Below are 18492 nucleotides of genomic sequence, written 5' to 3'. Positions count from 1 at the left end.
TTACGCGTTTTGCAGCTGCTCGGCCGTCAGCAGGAACACGGCATCGTCGCCGATGCTGGTGGTCAGCCAGGTCAGGCCCAGGTGGCCGAATGCGGCTTCGGCGTACTCGCGCTCGTTGCCGATTTCAACCACCAGGATGCCTTCCGGCGTCAGGCGCTCGGCGGCGCCAGCGATGATCTTGCGCACCAGGTCCATGCCGTCTTCGCCGCCGGCCAGCGCGATCTGCGGCTCGACCATGTATTCCTGCGGCAGCGTGCGCATCGATTCGGCGTTCACGTACGGCGGGTTGGTGATGATCAGGTCGTACTTCTTGAACGGCACGTTCTCGTACAGGTCGGACTCGATCGGGTTCACGCGCCCTTCGAGTTTGTATTCGCGGATATTCGTTTCGGCCACGGCCAGCGCATCCTTCGAGATGTCGATCGCATCGACCACCGCATTGGCAAACGTATCGGCCATCATGATCGCCAGGCAACCGCTGCCGGTGCACAGCTCGAGCACGTTTTCCACGCCATCCGGGTCCACCAGCCATGGGCTGAACTGCTGCGGAATCAGCTCGGCGATGAACGAGCGCGGCACCAGCACGCGTTCGTCGACATAGAAGCGGTATTCGCCCAGCCATGCCTCTTTGGTGATGTAGGCCGCCGGCACGCGCTCGGTCACGCGGCGCTCGATCACGGCCAGCACCTGCAGCACTTCGTCGTCCAGCAGCCGGGCGTCGAGGAACGGCTCCAGGCGGTCGAGCGGCAGCTTCAGGGTGTGCAGGATCAGGTAGGCGGCTTCGTCGAACGCTTCGACGCTGCCGTGGCCGAAGAACAGCTTGGCACCATTGAAACGGGTGATCGCATAGCGCAGCAGGTCGCGCGGCGTGGAGAATGAGGTGGTGGTCATGGCCTGGATGATGGGTTGTAGGGCTTCAAGCGGCCAGCAGGCGCTGGAGCGTACGGCGATAGATATTCTTCAGGGGATCGATGTATCGCAGTTCGATGTGCTCGTCGATTTTGTGAATGCTGGCGTTCGGTGGGCCGAATTCTATCACCTGAGGGCAGATGCGGGCGATGAAGCGGCCATCCGAGGTCCCGCCGGAGGTCGATAATTCGGTATGCACGCCCAGTTCGTCGCTGATTGCGGTGCAGACGGCGTCCGACAGCGTGCCTTTCGCGGTCAGGAACGGCAGGCCCGACAGGGTCCAGTCCAGATCGTAGTCCAGGCCATGGCGGTCGAGGATCGCATGCACGCGCGCCTGCAGGCCTTCGGCCGTGCTGGCGGTCGAGAAGCGGAAGTTGAAGTCCAGGCTGACGCTGCCAGGGATCACGTTGTTGGCGCCCGTGCCGGCGGCGATGTTCGACACTTGCCAGCTGGTGGGTGTGTAGTACTCGTTGCCTTCGTCCCAGACTTCGAGCGTCAGCTCGGCCAGTGCCGGCGCGGCCTGGTGAATCGGATTGCGCGCCAGTTGCGGATAGGCGATGTGGCCCTGGATGCCCTTGACCGTCAGGTGGCCCGACAGCGAACCGCGCCGGCCATTCTTGATCGTGTCGCCCAGCACGTGGTTCGAGGTCGGCTCGCCGACCAGGCAATAGTCGGGTGCGACGCCCCGTTCTTCGAGCAGGTCGCAGACGATGGCGGTGCCGTCGACTGCCGGGCCTTCCTCGTCGCTCGTGATCAACAACGCGATCGAGCCGCGGTGCTCAGGATAGGCAGCGATGAACTCTTCGCAGGCGACGACCATCGCCGCGATCGATGTCTTCATGTCGGAGGCGCCGCGCCCGTACAGCTTGCCGTCGCGCTGCGTCGGCATGAATGGTTCGGATGTCCACTGGTGCAGCGGACCGGCCGGGACCACGTCGGTGTGGCCGGCAAACACGAACAGCGGCGCGTTCTCGCCCTTGCGCGCCCACAGATTGGTCACGCCGTTCGAAACGATCGTCTCGCACACGAAGCCCAGCGGCGCCAGCAGCTCGATCAGGCGCTGCTGGCAACCCTTGTCCTGGGGCGTGATCGAGTCCAGCGCGATCAGTTCTTCGGTGAGCAGCAGGGTGCGTGACGGCCTCATGCTGCCGTCCCAAATTTCTCTTCAAATGCAGCCGGCGAAAAACCGACCGTCGCCGGGCCGGCGCCTTGCACGACCGGGCGCTTGATGACCGACGGGTTCTCGAGCATCAGCACCATGGCGCTGTCGGCATCGACGATGGCCGCCTTGCGCTCGTCCGGCAGGTTGCGCCAGGTGGTGCCCTTGCGGTTGACCAGCGTGGTCCAGTCGAGATCTTGCAGCCAGGCCTTCACCAGTTCAGGCGTGAGACCCTGCTTCTTGAAGTCGTGGAACGTGAAGTCGATGCCGTGATCCTGCAGCCAGGTGCGGGCTTTTTTTACGGTGTCGCAATTGGGGATGCCGTAGAGGGTAGTCGTCATGGGATATGCGGAAAAGAGGGCGGCAGCGCCGCCCTGGAACATCAGGAGTTGAGCGTGAACTCGGTAAACGAGGCGCCGCCCTTGGGTTCGCTGGCCTTGTCGTCCAGCTGCTGCTGGATCTGGCTATCGGGCCCGTTGTTGAGCAGCCAGAGCAGGTTGGTGGCCGAGTCGGCGTTGGCCAGGCCTTCGTCCTGCGTCACATGGCCTTCCTTGATCAGGTGGAACAGGGCGCCTTCGAACGATTGCGAACCGGCCGACAGGCTCTTGTCCATTGCTTCCTTGATCTGGCTGATTTCGCCCTGTTCGATCAGGTCGGCAATGTAGCGGGTATTGAGCATGACTTCGACGGCGGCGCGGCGTGCGCCGCCGGCAGCCGCCTTGACGAGCCGCTGCGAGACGATGGCCTTGATGCTCGACGCCAGGTCTTGCAGCAGTGCGTTGCGGTTTTCCAGCGGGTAGAAGCTGATGATCCGGTTGAGCGCGTTGTAGCTGTTGTTCGCGTGCAGCGTGGCCAGCACCAGGTGGCCGGACTGTGCATAGGCCAGCGCCGCCTGCATCGTTTCGCGGTCGCGGATTTCGCCGATCAGGATGCAGTCGGGCGCCTGGCGCATCGAGTTCTTCAGCGCGATGCCGAAGTCGTGCGTGTCGCTGCCGATCTCGCGCTGGTTGACGATCGATTTCTTGTTCTTGAACAGGTACTCGATCGGGTCTTCCAGCGTCAGGATATGCCCGGTGCGCAGGTCGTTGCGATGGTCGAGCATCGACGCGATGGTGGTCGACTTGCCCGAGCCCGTGGCGCCCACGATCAGCATCAGGCCACGCTTTTCCATGATCAGTTCGGCAAGCACCGGTGGCAGGCCCAGCTCGGCCAGCGGCGGGATGGTCGCCGGGATGAAGCGGAACACGGCCGAGATCGAGCCGCGCTGGCGGAACGCCGACAGGCGAAACCGGCCCACGTTCGCGACCGACACGCCCATGTTCAATTCATTGTCGCGCTGGAGTTCGTCGATCTGTTCCGGCGTTGCGATCTCGGACAACAGCGACAGGATGTTCTCGGGTTCGAGGCGATGCTGATTGATGGGGATGAGCGCGCCGTTGATCTTGATATGCACCGGTGAGTTCACGGCGAAGAACATGTCGGACGCGTTTTTCTCTTTCATCAGCTGGAACAGGCGGTCCATGGCCATGGCATCGTCTCCGTCAATCGGGGGAGTTACAAGCGCCGGTTGAAGAGGGCGGGCAAGCTGCCCCGTTCAACCGGCTGTTCCTGGCTACCGGCGCAATCAGTCGCCGCGCAGCAGGTCGTTGATCGCCGTCTTCGAGCGCGTCTGTGCATCGACGCGCTTGACGATGACGGCGCAGTACAGGCTGTACTTGCCATCGGCGGACGGCAGGCTGCCCGAGACGACGACCGAACCCGATGGCACGCGGCCATACGACACTTCGCCGGTGGCGCGGTCATAGATCTTGGTCGACTGGCCGATGTAGACGCCCATCGAGATCACCGAGTTTTCTTCGACGATGACGCCTTCGACGATCTCGGAACGGGCGCCGATGAAGCAGTTGTCTTCGATGATGGTCGGGTTGGCCTGCATCGGTTCGAGCACGCCGCCGATGCCGACGCCGCCCGACAGGTGGACGTTCTTGCCGATCTGCGCGCACGAACCGACCGTGGCCCAGGTGTCGACCATCGTGCCTTCGTCGACGTAGGCGCCGATGTTGACGTACGACGGCATCAGGACAACGTTCTTGCCGATGAAGCTGCCGCGACGTGCGACTGCCGGCGGCACCACACGGAAGCCGCCACGGGCGAAGTCTTCAGGCGTGTAGTCGGCGAACTTGGTCGGGACCTTGTCGTAGAACTGGATGTCGCCCGAGACAACCGGCACGTTGTTCTCGAGGCGGAACGACAGCAGCACGGCCTTTTTGAGCCACTGGTTCACGACCCAGGTGCCGGTGTCCTTCTGCGCGACGCGAAGGCTGCCGTCGTCGAGGCCGGCGAGCACGTGAGCGACTGCGTCACGCAGTTCGGCGCTGGCGCTGTTCGGGCTGATGTCGGCGCGCTGTTCCCAGGCGGTGTCGATGATGTTCTGGAGTTGTTGGGTCATGGTGCTGGTCTTGGTTGGAATGATTTCAGGGGTGCGCAGGCGTCAGGAGAGGGCCTGGCAGAACTGGACGATGCGGTTGGCCGCTTCCAGGCCTTCGTCGACGCTGGCCACCAGGGCCATGCGGATGCGGTCCTGGCCCGGGTTCTGCCCGTGCGCATCGCGCGCCAGGTAGCTGCCCGGAAGGACCGTGACATTATAGTCGGCGTACAGGCGCCGTGCGAACTCGACATCCGACAGGCCGGTGCGGCGCACGTCGGCCCACAGGTAGAAACCGGCGTCGGGCAATTCGACGTCCATCACCTGCTTGAGCAGCGGCGTGATCAGATGGAATTTCTCTTTGTACAGCGTGCGGTTGTCCTGCACGTGCTGCTCGTCGTTCCAGGCCGCGATCGATGCCGCCTGCACCGGTGGCGACATCGCCCCGCCGCAATAGGTGCGGTACAGAAGGAAGCGCTTCATCGCGACCGGGTCGCCCGCCACGAAGCCCGAGCGCATGCCCGGCACGTTCGAGCGCTTCGACAGGCTCGAGAACACGATCAGGTTGCGGTAGGGCTGTTCGCCACTGCTGCGGCCCAGCTGGTGCGCTGCTTCCAGTGCGCCCAGCGGGGGCGCGCTGCCCGTGTAGATCTCGGAATAGCATTCGTCCGCCGCGATCAAGAAGCCCCAGCGGTCCGACAGCGCGAACAGGTCGCGCCAGTCGTCCAGTGTCAGCGTGGCGCCCGTCGGGTTGCCGGGCGAGCAGACATACATCAGCTGCACGCGCGGCCATACGTCATCTGGCACGCTCGCGTAGTCGGGGGCGAAATTGCGGCCCGGCTCCGAATTGACGAACCACGGCGCGGCGCCGGCCAGGTAGGCCGCGCCCTCATAGATCTGATAGAACGGGTTCGGGCACACCACCAGCGGATCGGGCTTCGATGCGTCGATCGTGCACTGCGCGATGGCAAACAGCGCCTCGCGCGAGCCGTTCACCGGCAGCACCATCGTGGCCGCATCGAGCGCAGGCAAGCCGTAGCGCCGTTCGAGCCAGTTGGCGATGGCGGTGCGCAATGGCTCGCTGCCGATCGTGCTCGGATAACTGGCCAGGCCCGATACCGCATGCATCAGCGCTTTCTCGATGAACGGGGGCGTCGGATGCTTCGGCTCGCCGATGCCGAGACTGATGGGTGCGTAGTCCGGGTTCGGTGTCACGCCGGCAAACAACTGGCGCAGTTTTTCGAACGGGTAGGAGTGGAGTTTGTCGAGATGGGGATTCACGGCGATACCAGTGTGCGCTTTTCGCTAATTTTTCATTATAGCGCCAGGAATCGCTGCCACGGGGCATACGATTAAAGTGATTTGCGGTAACATCTAACGTCAATACCCACCCGTGATGTTCACGCTGAAAGCCGATTTTCCGTGCCGATCAATTACGCGCGCAGCCTGACTGGACACGCCCGCACGCCGGGCGCCAACCGCCACCTGGGCGTGGCGCTGGCTTTTGTTGCCGGCGCTATCAATGCGGGCGGCTACCTGGCGGTGCGCGAGTACACGTCGCACATGACCGGCATCGTCTCGAGTGCGGCCGACCATCTCGTGCTCGGCCAGACCGACCTAGTGCTCGCGGCGGTGGGTGCCTTGCTCAGCTTTTTGCTGGGCGCGGCCAGCACCGCGATTCTCGTCAATCTTGTGCGGCGCCAGGGCCTGCGCAGCGGCTACGCGCTGCCGCTGGTGCTCGAGGCAATCCTGCTGCTGGTGTTCGGCATCCTGGGCGCGCGGCTCAACGACATCGATGCGCTGTTCACCCCGCTGACCGTGATGCTGCTGTGTTTCATGATGGGCTTGCAGAACGCCGTCATCACCAAGGTCTCGCACGCCGAAATCCGCACCACCCACATGACCGGCATCGTCACCGACATCGGCATCGAGCTGGGCAAGCTGGCGTACTGGAACCGGGATGGCGGCCTGCACCAGCCGAGGGTCACGGCCAATCTGGGCCGCCTGGGCCTGATGGTGGCGCTCCTGGCTGCATTCTGCATCGGCGGCGTGGCCGGCGCGCTGGGCTTCAAGCACCTGGGCTACCTGTCGACGATTCCACTGGCGGCGTTCCTGTGCGTGCTGGGGATCGTGCCGGTGGTCGATGACACGCTGCGCGTGCTCGGGCGTGGGCGTGGGCGGCGGGCGGGGCACGACGCCTGAACGAAATCTACCGGCCCGGTCTGAGTCGTCAGGCAGCCTGCGCGCGCCATGCGCCTGGATTGATGCCGCTCCACTCGCGAAACGCGTGCGTGAACGCGCTCTGGTCCTGGAATCCCAGCAAAAAGGCGATATCGGCCAGGCTCAGCTCGCGCCGCCGCAGGTAGTCTTGCGCCAACCCGAAGCGCACGCCATCGAGCACCTGCTGGAAGCTCGATCCGGCCTCGGCCAGCTTGCGCTGCATTGTGCGCGCCGACAATCCCAGTTCTGCCGCCACCGGCGCCAGGCGTGCCTGGCCATCGGGCAGCCGCTGCGTCAGCGCCGCTGTCACCCGCGCCACGATGCCGTCGGCGGCCAGGGCGTGTTGCGCCAGCAGTCCCTCGGCATGCTGGTGCAGCACCGGGTAGAGGCTGGGGTCGGCGTTCGGCACCGGCATGTCGAGTAGCGCCACGTCGAAGGCGGCGCAGTGGCGCGGCGCGTCGAAGGTGGGCGCAATGCCCAGCACGCGCCGGTATTCGTCGTGGCCGTGGCCGGGATCGGCGTGCCGGAAGCGCATCGCCTGCGGTATCAGTGGCCGGCCCGCCATCCAACTGCCGAACACGGCAATGCCGGCATACACGCTCTCGGCCAGGTGACGCGTGGCGTCCGGATAGCGGCTGATCCATTCATATTGTGCCTGCGGGCCCTCGATCCCCAGCCGGCTGCGGCCCAGGTCGTGCGCGAGCGATTCATAGCGCTGCGTCAGCGCCATCGCATGGCCAAAACTGCTGCAGGCCAGCAGCAGCAGGCCGTATGCGCTATAGGTTGAGGGCCGCACCTGTTCGCCGACATGCAAACCGAAGAACGGATCGTTCGCCAGCCGCGCGCCAGCATCGAGCAGGGCGATGTAGCGTGCTGTCGACAGGGTGGCGGGAAGCGAATCGAGTGCATCGGCTGCAAGGCCGGCGGCAGCGGCAAGCGCGTCGCGCGTGACACCGCGGGCGAGGGCAGCGTCAAGCAGCGCCTGCAGGTAGGCGCCAGTCACGCGGGCAGGATTCGGCAAGTGTGGCGTGATGGAGCAAGGCGATGGCATGAATGCCCAATACAGTTGGCAAAGCCCTGACTAGTCTGGCAAAAAGGGCAACTTGTGCCAGTATAACGGGAAGCGTATCGATGCGGCGTTGGAACGGCTGGAGTAACGAAGTAATGGCAGTGCGACTGCAAGACCAGCCCCGGGCGCTGGATGCCCGGCGATGTGTGGTGTCGCGCCGGTCCGGTCCCGACGGCTGCATGCACGCCACCGCGATGGTGCGGCCATGATGACGTTCCCGCCGCCACGCGACTGGGACGTGCTCGTGATTGGCGGCGGCATCACGGGCGCCGGCATCCTGCTCGAAGCGGCGCGCCGCGGCCTCAAAACGCTGCTGGTCGAACAGGCCGATTTTGGCTGCGGCACCTCGAGCCGCTCGTCGAAACTGATGCACGGCGGCCTGCGCTACCTGGCTGCAGGCAGCCTGCGCCGCACGCGCGACGCGGTGGCCGAGCGTGAAGCGCTGCTGCGCGCGGCGCCCGGTCTGGTGGATGCGCAGCCGTTCGCGTTCGCCAACCATGGCGCCGACCTCACGCGCCGCCTGAGCCTGCTGTCGATGCTGCGCGTGGTCGACCTGCTCACGGGCCGGCGCGAACCGCAATGGCAGCGCCAGGACGCCCTGCGCAAACCGGCCCCGGATGCACCCGATCCGCGCAGCGCCGGCAGCATCCGCTACACCGACGCCAAGACCGACGATGCGCGCCTCGTGCTGCGCGTACTGGGCGAGGCGCGCACCCATGGCGCGGTGGCCTGCAATTACGTGACTGTGCAATCGCTTGTGCGCGATGGCGGCAAGGTGCATGGGGCCTTGCTGCGCGACGAACGTACGGGCGCCGAGACGGCCGTGCGCGCCCGCCTGGTGATCGACGCCACCGGTGCGCCGCCGGCGCCTGCCAACGCCGGCGGCAACGACAAAGCACCCCGCCTGCGCTGGCTGCGCGGCAGCCACCTGCTGCTGCCGGCCGACCGCCTGCCACTGACCGACGCCGTCAGTCTGCTGCATCCTGTCGACGGTCGCCCCGTGTTTGCCTTCCCGTGGGAAGGCGTGACGCTGGTGGGCACGGCCGACATCGATCAGGCCGATGACGTCAACGCCCAGCCGAGCATCACGCGCGGCGAATTCGATTATCTGATGGCGGCCGTGCAGGCCCAGTTCGCGCCGCTGGCGCTGGTCGATGCCGACGTGCTCGCCACGTTTGCCGGCGTGCGCCTGGTGTTCGACAGCGGCACCGATGGCGTATCGATCAGCGACAAGCGCGAGCATCTGGTGTGGTCCGAACCCGGCCTGGTGTCGGTCGCGGGCGGCACGCTGACCACGTTCCGCCTCGCCGCGCGCGACGTGCTGCGCGAAGCGGCCCGCCAGTTGCCGGGCTGGCAGATGCGCACCGAGCGCGGCGCCGTGTTCGCGCGGGCCAGTGCGCCGGCGCGGCGCGACCTGCCGCCCAATGTACTGCGCCGGCTGACGGGCCGCCACGGCGCGCACGTCAAGGCGCTGCTTTCCGCCGCCCACGCGGGCGAGCTCGAATGCATTCCGGGTACGCACACGCTGTGGGCCGAGCTGCGCTGGGCGGCGCGCGCCGAACAGGTGTACCGCCTCGACGACCTGCTGCTGCGCCGCACGCGCCTGGGCATCCAGCTGACCGACGGCGGCGCCGCCCTCATGGGCCGGGTACGCGCGATCTGCCAGAAGGAGCTTGGGTGGGACGATGCGCAGTGGGAGGCGCAGGAAAAACGTTATCTGGCTGCGTGGCGGTTGCAGCACGCGGTGCCGCCTTCCACGTAACGCGCAGGCTCAGAGCGCGCGGCCACCGCGCACGGTGTCCAGCGTCGTCCCCGCCTGCAGCATGACGACCTGATTGCGTCCGCGCGCCTTGGCCTCGTACATGGCCCGGTCGGCCGAGATGAACAGCGAACGCAGATCGTCGAACAGCGTCGGCACGATGCAGGCCACGCCCAGGCTGGCCGTGACGACGCCGGCGCCGTCGGCGCGCGGGTTCGGCATGGCCAGGCGCTCGATGTGGGCGCGGATGGTTTCACCGAGACTCGCGGCGTTTGCGGCGCTGGTATCGGCCAGCAGTACGACGAATTCCTCACCGCCGTAGCGCGCTGCCAGATCGGTCGGGCGCATCGCATGCGATTGCAGCGCTTCGGCGATCGCCTGCAGACAGGCGTCGCCGGCGGCGTGGCCCAGGCTGTCGTTAAAGCCCTTGAAATGGTCGACGTCGATCACGATCAGCGACAGCGGCTGGCCATTGCGGATCGCGCGCTGCCATTCTTTTTCGAGGAAGGCATCGAAGTGGCGCCGGTTGGCGATGCGCGTGAGCGGGTCGATCAGGGCGGCATGCTGCAACGCCGTCTCGGACTGCTTGTGATGCGTGATGTCGTGCAGCAGGATGACGAACAGGGTTTCGTCGCCGGCCATCGGCGAGAGCCCCATGTCGATCGCACGCAGCGCGCCGTCGGGCTGGCGCAGCAGCACTTCGCGCGTGCCCCGGCAGCGCGCAGCAGCATGCTCGTCCGACGGGTTGGCGAAGAAGGCAGCATAGTCGTGGGCCGCCGGCGGCTCGAGCAGATCGCACAGCGGGCGCCCGACGAGCAGGCTGCGCGGCTGTGCCAGGAAGCCTTCGCTGGCCGGATTGGCAAAGGCGATGCACCCGCTTGCATCGACGAGCATCAGACCTTCGTCCATCCCGTCGACCACCAGCTGGAGGCGCTCGGCCTGCTGTTTCTGGCTGTCGCTGCTGCTGCGCAGGCGCAGCTGGGCGCGCACGCGCACGCAGACTTCGGCCATGCGCACGGGCTTGGCGATGTAATCGGCGGCGCCGGTGTCGAAGCCGGCGACGACGTCATCGGTCTCGCCACAGTCGCTGATGAAAATGACGGGAATATGCGCGGTGTCAGGGGAGCGCTTGAGGCGGCGGCAGATTTCCAGCCCGTCGAGGTCGGGCAGGCGTACGTCGAGCAGGATCAGGTCGGGCTGTACGCGCAGCGCAATGTCGAGCGCGCGTTTGCCGGTGCCGGCGACGAAGGTCTGGTAACCCTGCTGTCGCATCATGTCCTGCAACAAGCCGACGCTGTCCGGGGCGTCGTCGACGATCAAAATGGCGGATTGGCGCGCCGGAGCTGCAAGCGCTAGAGCAGGGTACATCATCAGTTGCGGAAAGACCTCATCAGTGTGCGGAAATCATAACCGCAATCCGAGGTAATCAGACAACTGATCTTGCCAGAAACCCACCACATGATACGGTTGTTGCAATAGTGCAACTGAACCGTTATTGGCCCGCGAACGAATCGCGGGCCAACCGGGGAGTATTACAGCATGCCGGCGATGAGCTTGCCGAGGATGGCGATGCCTTCGCGGATGCGTTCCGGTGGCACCGTCACGAACGACAGGCGCAGCGTGTTCGACGCCGGATCGTTGGCATAGAACGGCGCACCCGGCACGAACGCCACTTTGGCGGCCAGCGACTGCTCGAGCAGTTTCATCGCGTCGATCTGCTGTGGCAGCGTGACCCAGATGAACATGCCGCCTTCTGGTTCGGTCCAGCTGACGCTCTGCGGGAAATGTTCTTTCATCGCGTCGAGCATGCACTGGCACTGGTCGCTGTACAGCTTGCGGATGGTCGGGATGTGTTCGTCGAGGAAACCGTCCTTGACGACTTCGTGCACGACCATCTGCGTGAGCTGCGCCGTGTGCAGGTCGGCGGCCTGCTTGGCCAGCTCGAGGCGGCGCACCAGCGGCAGCGGGGCACACACGTAACCGAGGCGAATGCCTGGCGTCAGCACCTTCGAGAACGAGCCCATGTAGATGACGCCGTCCGGGTTCATTGCAACCATCTTCGGCATCGGCTCACCGCGGTACGACAGCGAACCGTACGGATCGTCCTCGATCAGCGGGATGGCCAGGCGCGCGCAGGTTTCCACCAGTTCGCGACGGCGTTCGAGCGACAGGCTGCGGCCGGTCGGGTTCTGGAAGTTCGGCAGCGAGTACAGCATGCGCGCGCCCTTGGCGACGGCATCGATCGACGAGGGCACCAGGCCGTGCTCGTCGGTGTCGACCGATTTGAATTCTGGGCGGTACACCGAGAACGCCTGCAGCGCGCCCAGGTAGCTCGGGGTTTCGACCAGCACGCGGCTGCCTTCGTCGACCAGCACCTTGCCGAGCAGGTCGAGCGCCTGTTGCGAGCCGGACGTCATCAGGATCTGTTCCGGCAGGATGGTCGAGCCTTCGGTCGACAACGAATTGGCAATCCATTCGCGCAGTGGCGCGTAACCGTCGGTCGGGCCATATTGCAGCGCCACTTTGCCGGCTTCGCTCAGCACCTTGTCGTAGGCCGCTTTCATGCGCTCGACCGGGAAGGTCGCAGGCGATGGCAGGCCGCCGGCGAACGAAATGATGTCCGGACGCTGGGTGATCTTCAGGATTTCGCGGATGAAGGAGCTTTGCAGCTGCGCGGCGCGTTCCGAGAACTGCCACTGGATAGGATTGGGGTTTTCGATTTTCATACTTGTCTCGCAGGAAGGGGCACGGTCGTGCCGGGCCATTATATAGAACACGCCGGGTAGGCGATCTCTTGTCGGCGGACGGCGCCGGGTAAGCGCCACCCGTAATGACAGTAAAGGAAACACCGGCGAATGTGCGCCGGTTATTGCCACGCAAATGCTGTTTTTATGCCACTTCGACGATCATTTCGATCTCGACGCACGTGCCGCGTGGCAGCGATGCGACGCCAAAGGCCGAACGCGCATGCTTGCCGGCGTCGCCGAAGACTTCGCCGATCAGTTCCGAAGCGCCATTGGTGACCAGGTGCTGCTCGTTGTACTCCGGGGTCGATGCGACCAGGCTCATAAGCTTGACGATGCGCTTGACGCGGGTCAGGTCGCCGCCGACGGCTTCCTGCAGCGTGCCGATCAGGTCGATGGCGACCGAGCGCGCAGCGGCCTGGCCATCTGCGGTGGTCTTGTCGCGGCCCAGGATGCCGGCGTTCGGCGAACCGTCGGCATTCTTGGCGATGTGGCCCGAAATGAACACGAGGTTGCCGGTCTGGACGTACATGACGTAGGCCGCTGCCGGGGTGGCTGGCGCTTCCAGCGTGATGTTCAGTTCTTTGAGTTTGTCGTAGACGGTCATGGAATTTCCAGGGTGCGTGAATGAATCCGATATTGTACGTCGAGCGCAGGTTGTCGAGCGAACCATGCTGCCCGTCGTGCTGCCGCCGTGCTGCCCGTCGTGCTACCCGATCATGAGGCCTGACGGCGTACCTGCAGCCGACGGCCGGCGCATACGACGCCGATCACGGCCAGCGCGAACAGGCAGTTGTTCAACGCCAGCCGCTCGCCGACCAACACCGCCGCGCCGAGCAAGCTCATGAAGGGCTGCAGCAGCTGCACCTGGCCGACTCGCGCGATTCCGCCCAACGCCAGGCCCCGATACCAGAAAAAGAAGCCGACGAACATCGAGATCGCCGTGACATACGCCAGCCCGACCCAGGCGGCAGGACCGACGGCTGCAACGTCGACCGGGTGGCGCGCAAGATGCCATGCCAGCATCGATGCGGCGGGCGGCACGGCCAGCAGCAGCGCCCAGCAAATCGTCTCGGGTCCACCCAGCGTGCGCGCCAGCTTGCCGCCTTCGGCATAGCCCATCGCGCCGGCAGCGAGCGCCGCAAACATCAAGAGGTCGGCCGGTGCCAGCGCGCCGCCACCCTGGAACAGCGCGAACGCCACCACGATCGCCGCGCCGAGCACGGCGATGAGCCAGAAGGCCAGCGAAGGCCGCTCGTCGCCACGCAGCGCTGCATAGATCGTTGTCATCAGCGGCAGCAAGCCGGCCAGCACGGCGCCGTGCGCGGCGGGCAGGGCGCGCAACGCCATCGAGCTGAGCAGGGGAAAGCCGATCACCACGCCCAGCATTACAAGGCCGAGAGGCAACCAGGCGTCCCGTGGCGGCAGCGGGGCGCGGCGCCAGGCAAGCCAGCCGGCAGCCAGCGCGGCCGCGCCCAGCGCCCGGGCCAGCGCCGCGAACAGCGGATCGAGATCCATGACCGCCATGCGGGTGAATGGCATGGTCAGGCTGAACATGGCCACGCCTGCCAGCCCGAGCAGCATGCCGCGGGTTTCGTTGTGGCTGGTGGACGACGCGGGGTGGGCAATGGCGGTCATGCGGTTCCTTCGGCGGGGGTTGTGTCATCCAAGTACTTGGGACTATCCTACGACCACCGACCAATACAGTCCCAGTACAGTTGTCCCGATAATTTACCCACTGTGGTGGAGCGATGACCAATACACCCGCGTTTGCCTTCACCCGTGCCGAGGGCGAGCCGCTGGCCGAGCAAATCGTGCGCGCGGTGGCCGCGCACGTTGACGAGCGCCTGCTGCGGCCTGGCGCGCGCATGCCGTCGATTCGCCAGTTCGCTGCCAGCCACGGTGTCTCGCCATTCACCGTGGTGGCCAGCTACGACCGACTGGTGGCGCAGGGTTATCTGGAATCGCGCCGTGGCGCCGGCTTCTTTGTACGAGAGCGCCAGCCTGTGCCGGCGCGCCTGGCGACGCAACCAGCCGCGGTGCCGGATTCGCTCGACATCGCCTGGCTGGTGCGCAGCATGTTCCGCCAGGCGCCGCTCGGTTCTCAGCCCGGTTCCGGGGTGTTGCCGGCCGGCTGGCTCGATGGCCCGGCGGTGGCCAGTGCGCTGCGCGCACTGAGTCGCCAGAATTGTGATGGCCTGCTGGGCTATGGCCCGCCGCACGGTTTTTTGCCGCTGCGCCAGCAACTCCAGTTGAAGCTGGCCGAGATGGAAATCGAGGCCGTGCCGGAGCAATTTGTGACCACGCTCGGCGTGACCCAGGCGCTCGACCTGGTGGCGCGCGAATTCTGCCAGCCGGGCGACACGGTGCTGGTCGACGATCCGGCCTGGTTCCTGATGTTCGGATCGTTCGCGGCCCTGGGCCTGAAGGTGGTCGGCGTGCCGCGCCGGGCCGATGGGCCGGATCTGGCGCAGCTCGAGCACCTGGCCGCACTGCACCGGCCGCGCCTGTTCGTCATCAATTCGGTCTTGCACAATCCGACGTCGTCGTCGATATCGGCGGCCAAGGCATTCCAGGTGCTGCGCCTGGCCGAGCAGCACGGGTTTCTGGTGGTCGAAGACGATATCTATTGCGACTTGCACCCGGGTGGCGCCACGCGCCTGGCTGCGCTGGACGGCTTGCAGCGCGTGATCTACCTGGGCGGGTTTTCGAAGTCGATGGCGGCCAATCTGCGGGTGGGCTTCATCGCCACCTCGCGCGAGCGCGCTCTGCGATTGTCGGACCGCAAGATGCTCGCCACGCTCAGCACGAGTGACCTTGGCGAGCGGATCGTCTACAAGATCCTGAGCGAGGGCCACTACCGCAAGCATCTCGACCGCATCCGGGCGCGCCTGGACAAGGCGCGGCCCGGGGCGCTGCGCCGGCTTGAAACGCTGGGCCTGGCGGTTGAGTCGGCACCGGCTGCCGGCATGTTCGTCTGGGTCGATGCCGGCTGCGATACCAACGCGCTGACGGCGCGCGCACTCGGGTTGGACCTCTTGCTGGCGCCAGGCAGCCTGTTCTCGCCCGACCAGCAGCCATCGACCCGCATGCGCCTGAACCTGGCGGCGCTTCAGGATCCGGCCGTCTGGCGCTTTCTGGAGACGCGCGGCGCCTGACGTCGGGATGCCTGGATATTGCTTATCAAAAATATCTCTTGAAATCCCCCGGTAGGGCCACATATGCGTCCGGGTCTGACCAACCCCTATTTGTCTTTAACGAGGAACAAAATGGCACACGCCGAAAAAGAAACCCTTGGATTTCAGGCTGAAGTAAAACAGCTGCTGCAACTGATGATTCACTCCTTGTACTCCAACAAGGAAATCTTCCTGCGCGAACTGATCTCGAACGCGTCGGATGCCTCCGACAAGCTGCGCTTCGAGGCGATCAACAATGACGCCCTGTACGGCAACGACCACGAATTGAAAATCAAGGTGGCGTTCGACGCTGCCGCCAAGACGATCACGATCTCGGACAACGGTATCGGCATGAACCGTGACGAAGTGATCTCGCACCTGGGCACCATCGCCAAGTCGGGCACCAAGGAATTCTTCAGCAAGCTCTCGGGCGACCAGCAGCAGGACGCAGCGCTGATCGGCCAGTTCGGCGTGGGCTTCTATTCGGGCTTCATCGTCGCATCGAAAATCACCGTCGAGACCCGCCGCGCTGGCGCCGACGCATCCGAAGGCGTGCGCTGGGAGTCGGCTGGTGAAGGCGACTACAGCATCGAGCAGATCGAAAAGACTGGTCGCGGCACCGACGTGATCCTGCACCTGCGCGACGGCGAAGAAGAACTGCTGTCGGCCTGGAAGCTCAAGTCGATCATCCGCAAATACTCCGACCACATCTCGCTGCCGATCGTGATGCAGAAAGAAGAGTGGGACGAAGAAAAGAAAGAAACCGTCCTGAAGGACGACGTCGAGACCGTGAACCAGGCCAGCGCGCTGTGGGCACGCTCGAAGAACGAGATCACTGAAGAACAGTACAACGAGTTCTACAAGCACGTCTCGCACGACTTCCAGGAACCGCTGACCTATACCCACAACCGGGTCGAGGGTCGCAGCGAATACACGCAGCTGCTGTACGTGCCGGCACACGCGCCGTTCGACCTGTGGGACCGCAACAAGCGCGGTGGTATCAAGCTGTACGTCAAGCGCGTCTTCATCATGGACGATGCCGAGCAGCTGATGCCGACCTACCTGCGCTTCATCAAGGGCGTGATCGACTCGAGCGACCTGCCACTGAATGTCTCGCGCGAAATCCTGCAAGAGTCGCGCGACGTGCGCGTGATCCGCGAAGGCTCGACCAAGCGCGTGCTGGGGATGCTGGAAGAAATGGCGAACTCGGATGAGCAGGCCGGCAAGGACAAGTACGCGACCTTCTGGAAGGAATTCGGCCAGGTGCTCAAGGAAGGCGTGGGCGAAGATGCGACCAACAAGGACCGCATCGCCAAGCTGCTGCGCTTTGCGTCGACCGCCAATGACTCGGACGCCCAGACCGTCTCGTTCGCCGACTATATCGGCCGCATGAAGGAAGGCCAGGACAAGATCTATTACGTCACGGCCGACAACTACAATGCCGGCAAGAACAGCCCGCACCTGGAAATCTTCCGCAAGAAGGGCGTTGAAGTCATCCTGATGACCGACCGCGTCGACGAGTGGATGCTGTCGTTCTTCACCGAGTTCGAAGGCAAGGAACTGGTGTCGGTCGCCAAGGGTGGCCTGGACCTGGGCGCGCTGGAAGACGAAGCCGAGAAGAAGGAACACGCCGAGACCGAAGCCGGCTACAAGGAACTGGTCGAGAGCATGAAGGGCGCGCTGGGCGAGAAGGCCAAGGAAGTGCGCGTGACGTTCCGCCTGACCGATTCGCCGGCCTGCCTGGTGGCGGACGACAACGAGCTGTCGGGCAATCTGCTGCGCATGCTCAAAGCAGCAGGCCAGGACGCGCCGGAATCCAAGCCGATCCTTGAGATCAACCCGGACCACCCGCTGGTGCAGCGCCTGAAGTACGAAGACACGACGAGCCCGCGCTTTGCCGACTGGTCACACATCCTGTTCGATCAGGCGATGCTGGCCGAAGGCGGCAGCCTGAGCGATCCGGCGTCGTTCGTGAAACGCTTGAACGAGATGCTGCTGGCTGGCGCGAAGTAAGCGCTTGATCCCTTAGTGTGAAAGCCGCCGTTCCCGTTACCGGGAGCGGCGGCTTTTTTTATGCGCGCTGATCGGCGCTGCTGGTCGACCTACAGGTGGCGCACTTCGGCTGGCGCCGTATGCCAGTTGTCGTTGCGGCCATCGATATAGCGCACCGGGGCTGCCATGAGCGCATCGACCGGTAGATCATCCAGGCTGGCGACCGTTACGGCAATGAACGGACCCGCAGCAACGGTCGTGAAGACATGGACGCCGCACACGCTGCAGAATGCGTGGCCGTCACGGCGTGCACCAAAGCGGTAGTCGCGCAGCATCTCGTGGCCCTCCAACAGGCGAAACGCCGTGGGCGCGATGACACAGGCCCAGAACCGCAGCTTGGTGCAGATCGAGCAGTTGCACTTGACCGTGCCGGCGGCCAGGTCGATGTCGGCTTCATAGCGTACCGAACCGCAGTGGCAACTGCCGTGAAAGGTGGTCATTCAGGCAGTCACGCCATGACGACGCGTCCAGGTAGCACGGTCGATGCCGTACGCCGTGACGGACGTGCCATGCCACGTTTCCACGCCGCGATACGTCATGCCCAATTTTTCCATCACGCGCCGTGACGCGGCGTTTGCGGGGTCGCAGATCGCGCAGAGGAGTAGCACGCCCAGATCGTCGAAGGCAAAGCGTGCCATCCGCTCGGCTGCTTCGATCGCGTAACCCTGGCCCCAGCGATCGGGCCGCAGGCGCCAGCCGATTTCATGCGGGTTGGATGTGTTGTGCTCGAGATGCTGGATACAGCCGGCGCCGATCAACTCTCCCGAGTCGCGTTCGATCAGGCTCCACCACGCGTAGCCGAGCGCTTCCCAGCGCGCCTTGACCCGGGCGATCACGGCGTGCGTGTCGTCGGGTGTTTCGGGCTGGCCTGAAATGAAGCGCATGACGAGCGGGTCACTGTTAAGTTGGCGCAGGCCGTCGTAATGCGCGTCCTGCATTGGCTCGAAGCGCAGCCGCGCGCTGTTCAGGACCGTCATCG

Annotated in this window: 17 protein-coding genes; 4 read left to right on the top strand and 13 right to left on the bottom strand. The window is 64.9% G+C overall.

Annotation, left to right across the window (positions count from 1 at the left end):
• From prmB to dapC, 6 genes are all read right to left on the bottom strand, one after another.
• On the bottom strand, positions 1-891 hold the full coding sequence (gene prmB, locus AC1MGT_RS03385) for a 50S ribosomal protein L3 N(5)-glutamine methyltransferase (protein ID WP_499503003.1): 891 nt from the start codon (positions 889-891) through the stop codon (positions 1-3).
• A 25-nt stretch (positions 892-916) separates the two neighbouring features.
• Positions 917-2053 (bottom strand): succinyl-diaminopimelate desuccinylase, encoded by a 1137-nt coding sequence (gene dapE, locus AC1MGT_RS03380; protein ID WP_499503002.1) that lies wholly within the window; start codon positions 2051-2053, stop codon positions 917-919.
• Positions 2050-2409 (bottom strand): ArsC family reductase, encoded by a 360-nt coding sequence (locus AC1MGT_RS03375; protein WP_499503001.1) that lies wholly within the window; start codon positions 2407-2409, stop codon positions 2050-2052. The genes dapE and AC1MGT_RS03375 overlap by 4 nt, the downstream gene beginning before the upstream one ends.
• Positions 2410-2450: 41 nt before the next feature.
• Positions 2451-3596, bottom strand: a complete 1146-nt coding sequence (locus AC1MGT_RS03370; protein WP_499503000.1) for a PilT/PilU family type 4a pilus ATPase — start codon at positions 3594-3596, stop codon at positions 2451-2453.
• 96 nt (positions 3597-3692) lie between these two features.
• Positions 3693-4517, bottom strand: coding sequence for a 2,3,4,5-tetrahydropyridine-2,6-dicarboxylate N-succinyltransferase (dapD, locus tag AC1MGT_RS03365; protein ID WP_258834795.1), 825 nt, complete (start codon positions 4515-4517; stop codon positions 3693-3695).
• A 42-nt stretch (positions 4518-4559) separates the two neighbouring features.
• Positions 4560-5774, bottom strand: coding sequence for a succinyldiaminopimelate transaminase (dapC, locus tag AC1MGT_RS03360; RefSeq protein ID WP_499502999.1), 1215 nt, complete (start codon positions 5772-5774; stop codon positions 4560-4562).
• Between the two features lie 141 nt (positions 5775-5915).
• Here dapC and AC1MGT_RS03355 point away from each other — a divergent pair, with 141 nt between their 5' ends.
• Positions 5916-6695: a YoaK family protein gene (locus AC1MGT_RS03355; RefSeq protein WP_499502998.1), complete on the top strand. Its 780-nt coding sequence runs from the start codon at positions 5916-5918 to the stop codon at positions 6693-6695.
• Between the two features lie 28 nt (positions 6696-6723).
• Here AC1MGT_RS03355 and AC1MGT_RS03350 read toward each other — a convergent pair whose 3' ends face one another.
• Positions 6724-7764 (bottom strand): AraC family transcriptional regulator, encoded by a 1041-nt coding sequence (locus tag AC1MGT_RS03350; protein ID WP_499502997.1) that lies wholly within the window; start codon positions 7762-7764, stop codon positions 6724-6726.
• Between the two features lie 223 nt (positions 7765-7987).
• Between AC1MGT_RS03350 and AC1MGT_RS03345 the strand changes: the two genes are divergently transcribed.
• Positions 7988-9544 (top strand): glycerol-3-phosphate dehydrogenase/oxidase, encoded by a 1557-nt coding sequence (locus AC1MGT_RS03345; RefSeq protein ID WP_499502996.1) that lies wholly within the window; start codon positions 7988-7990, stop codon positions 9542-9544.
• A 9-nt stretch (positions 9545-9553) separates the two neighbouring features.
• On the opposite strand, the gene AC1MGT_RS03340 is transcribed toward AC1MGT_RS03345, so the two are convergent.
• The 4 genes from AC1MGT_RS03340 to AC1MGT_RS03325 form a co-directional block, all read right to left on the bottom strand.
• A complete protein-coding gene (locus tag AC1MGT_RS03340; RefSeq protein WP_499502995.1) occupies positions 9554-10912 on the bottom strand; it encodes a diguanylate cyclase in 1359 nt (452 codons plus the stop codon).
• Between the two features lie 161 nt (positions 10913-11073).
• Entirely contained in the window at positions 11074-12267 is a 1194-nt protein-coding gene (locus AC1MGT_RS03335; protein WP_499502994.1) for an aminotransferase-like domain-containing protein, read from the bottom strand.
• Positions 12268-12430: 163 nt separating this feature from the next.
• Positions 12431-12892 (bottom strand): RidA family protein, encoded by a 462-nt coding sequence (locus AC1MGT_RS03330; protein ID WP_258834787.1) that lies wholly within the window; start codon positions 12890-12892, stop codon positions 12431-12433.
• Between the two features lie 110 nt (positions 12893-13002).
• Entirely contained in the window at positions 13003-13923 is a 921-nt protein-coding gene (locus AC1MGT_RS03325) for a DMT family transporter (protein ID WP_499502993.1), read from the bottom strand.
• A 113-nt stretch (positions 13924-14036) separates the two neighbouring features.
• Between AC1MGT_RS03325 and AC1MGT_RS03320 the strand changes: the two genes are divergently transcribed.
• Together AC1MGT_RS03320 and htpG are read left to right on the top strand one after the other, a co-directional pair.
• Complete coding sequence (locus AC1MGT_RS03320; RefSeq protein WP_499502992.1) at positions 14037-15443, top strand: aminotransferase-like domain-containing protein; 1407 nt, start codon at positions 14037-14039, stop codon at positions 15441-15443.
• 111 nt (positions 15444-15554) lie between these two features.
• Positions 15555-17474 (top strand): molecular chaperone HtpG, encoded by a 1920-nt coding sequence (gene htpG, locus AC1MGT_RS03315; RefSeq protein WP_499502991.1) that lies wholly within the window; start codon positions 15555-15557, stop codon positions 17472-17474.
• Between the two features lie 89 nt (positions 17475-17563).
• Here the strand turns inward: htpG and AC1MGT_RS03310 are convergent, their stop codons facing one another.
• Both AC1MGT_RS03310 and AC1MGT_RS03305 read right to left on the bottom strand, forming a co-directional pair.
• The gene (locus AC1MGT_RS03310) at positions 17564-17953 is read right to left on the bottom strand and encodes a GFA family protein (RefSeq protein WP_499502990.1); all 390 of its coding nucleotides are present in this window, start codon (positions 17951-17953) and stop codon (positions 17564-17566) included.
• Positions 17954-18490 carry a GNAT family N-acetyltransferase gene (locus AC1MGT_RS03305; RefSeq protein ID WP_499502989.1) on the bottom strand — a complete coding sequence of 179 codons (537 nt, stop codon included), beginning with the start codon at positions 18488-18490 and terminating at the stop codon, positions 17954-17956. It abuts the gene before it with no gap.
• Positions 18491-18492 lie beyond the last annotated feature (2 nt).

Source organism: Telluria sp. BA11, assembly GCF_056680305.1.
This window is presented reverse-complemented; position numbering and strand designations above follow the sequence as displayed.